The organism is Deltaproteobacteria bacterium (assembly GCA_005879535.1).
In the GTDB taxonomy this organism is placed as follows: Bacteria; Myxococcota; Myxococcia; order Myxococcales; family 40CM-4-68-19; genus 40CM-4-68-19.
Genome location: VBKI01000026.1, coordinates 1 through 2,920 on the forward strand (window position 1 = coordinate 1; position 2,920 = coordinate 2,920).

Below are 2,920 nucleotides of genomic sequence, written 5' to 3' on the forward strand. Positions count from 1 at the left end.
CGTGGACGACGCGGGACACGCGCTCATCTCCACGCGGGTGAACACCGACGGCCGCGAGACGATGGCGCTCACCTTCGATTCCAATCCGTACCTGATCCACGACCTGGTGCTCGCCCACGGCCTCGTGGAGTGGGTGACGAAGGGCCTCTACCTGGGCGAGTTCCGTGCGTACACCGCGGCCCAGAACGACGACATCCTGATCGACGATGACATGTACCAAGCCAGCATGTACCCCGGCGGTGTCTACCGGATGACCCCCGACGACCTCGACGCCACGCGCGCCTGGCAGGTCAATGCCAAGGTCACCACCGCAAACCCGGACTTCCGCATCGCCTATGCGTTCAACGGCGCCGGCGGCAGCGACCCGGACAATCCCGACGACCCGCTCACGCTGGCCGTGACCGCGAACAGCGGCGACTTCCAGTGGATCAACCACACCTTCGATCACGAGAACCTCGACAACGTCGACTACGCCTTCGCGTACGCGCAGTTCGATCAGAACATCAAGTTCGCGCAGGCGCACAATTTCAAGAACTTCAGCGTCGTCAACGTGGTGACCCCGGACGTGTCCGGGCTCAAGAACCCGGCGGCGATGCAGGCAGCCTGGGACGTCGGCATCCGGTACACGATCACGGATACGTCTCAACCCGGGTGGGACAACCCGTCGCCGAACATCGGCATCTACAGCACCCTCGTCCCGGGCCTCTTCCACATCCCGCGCAAGCCGACCAACCTCTACTACAACGTCTCCACGCCCGACGACTGGACCGCCGAGTACAACTCCTTCTACACGTCGTACTGGGGCCGGGCGCTCAGCTACAGCGAGGTGCTCGACAAGGAGAGCGCGAACCTCCTCCTCTACCTGCTGCAGGGGAACATCGATCCCACGATGTACCACCAGCCGAACACGCGCGCTTACGACGGCACGCGCACGCTGCTCGGCGATCTCCTGGACACCGCCTTCGGCAAGTTCCGCGCGTACTCGACGCTTCCGATCATCAGCCCCGATGAAGACGTGATCGGCAAGCGCATGCAGAACACGATGGCGCGCAACAGCTCCGGACTGACGGCGACGATCACGCCGGGCGTGGGCGTGAGCTTCACCAGCCCAGTGTCGGTGGAGTTCGCAGTGAGCGGCATCTGCACGGCCACTTCCGAGAGATACGCGGGCAAGTGCATCACCAACGTGAAGGTCGAGGCCGGTCAGACGGTCACCTTCGTCACACTCTGAGACGTCCATGTCCAGTCGCTCCTGTTTCATCCTCGCGGTCGCGGCGCTCCTCGCCGGGTGCGGTCGCGGACGCATCGACAGCTCCACAGGCAGTGCCCAGTTGGAGACCACAAGCGCGAGTCGCGCCCTCGGCCTCGATCCGCCTCCGCTGCCGCCGCCTCCTCCCCTGCCGCCACCTCCTTCGCTCACGCCCATCGTCATCGTCGAGGAACCCATTCCCCAGGCGCCGGTGGCGCCGCCCACCATCGCTTCGATGCCTTTGGGCCCGACGCTTCCGGTCCCGACGCCGGTCCCGCTGCCGTCGCTCTGCGCGGTGACGCGCGTCGCCATGCAGGTCCTGGTGATCGCCGCAACGGGGAACGAGCCGTCGCTGGGCGCCATCCAGCAGGCGCTCGGCTTTCACACCATCCCGTTCACCACCTGGATTGCGAGCAGCAATCCCGGAATGCTCACGCCGGACAAGCTCGCGACGGGGTGCGATGGCAAGTACCAGGGAGTGATCCTGGCGACCGGGAACCTGGCCTTCTCCGCGGACGGCGGCCTGACCTATGTCTCGGCGTTGACCGCGACCGAATGGTTGGCGCTGCGCAACTACGAGTCGACCTTCAAGGTCCGCGAGATCTCCTGGTATGTGTACCCGGGCGTAGACCAGGGCCTCAATCCGCCCTCGTCGGGAGTCGACACCAGCGCCTCGCCCATCAATGCGACGCTGACGTCGGCGGGCCGCAGCGTGTTCACGTCCGTGAATGCGTCGAATCCGATTCCCATCTCGATGGCCTGGACGTACCTCGCCAAGCCGTCGGACCCGAACGTCACTCCGCTGCTGGTGGACGGCGTGGGCAACGCGCTCGCCTCCAGCCGCGTGACCAGCGACGGCCGCGAAACCATCGCGCTGACCTTCGACACGAACCAATGGCTGATCCACGATCTGGTGCTTGCCCACGGGCTGGTGGAATGGGTGACCAAGGGCATGTACCTCGGCGAGTTCCGTGCGTACACCGAGGCCCAGATCGACGACGTCCTGATTGACGACGACCTGTACGTCGGCGGGGCGTTCCGGATGTCCGCTGCCGATTTCAATGCTACGCGCGCCTGGCAGGCCTCACGGAAGGCCACCGCGGGTCCAAACTTCCGTCTCGCGTGGGCGTTCAACGCCTATGGCGCCGACGACAGCGATCCGCTGACCACCGCGGTGACGACATACAGCGGCGACTTCCACTGGATCAGCCACACCTGGGATCACACGAATCTGGACGGGATGGACTACGCCATTGCGTTCAGCGAGTTCGATCAGAATGACGGATACGCCAGGAGCCAGGGGTTCAAGAACTACACCACGATGAACCTGGTGACGCCCGAGATCTCGGGGCTCACCAACCCGGCGGCCATGTCGGCGGCCTGGGACTTGGGCGTTCGCTACACGGTGAGCGACACCTCGCGGGTCGGCTGGGACAATCCAGCGCCGAACATCGGTATCTACAGCACGCTCAAGCAGGGCATGCTGCACATCCCGCGAAAGCCGACCAACCTCTTCTACAACGTCTCGGCACCGTCCGAGTGGGCGGCCGAATACAACTTCCTCTACACCTCGTACTGGGGGCGGGCGCTCTCCTACGCGGAGATTCTCGACAAGGAGGGCCAGAACCTCCTCGTCTACCTGCTGCAGGGAAACATCGACCCCGCGATGTA

At 64.8% G+C, this 2,920-nt stretch carries 1 protein-coding gene; it reads left to right on the forward strand.

The features are described 5' to 3' along the window. Positions 1 to 1,331: 1,331 nt before the first annotated feature. The coding region (locus tag E6J58_01270) for a hypothetical protein (GenBank protein TMB42873.1) at positions 1,332 to 2,920 on the forward strand (1,589 nt) is incomplete at its 3' end.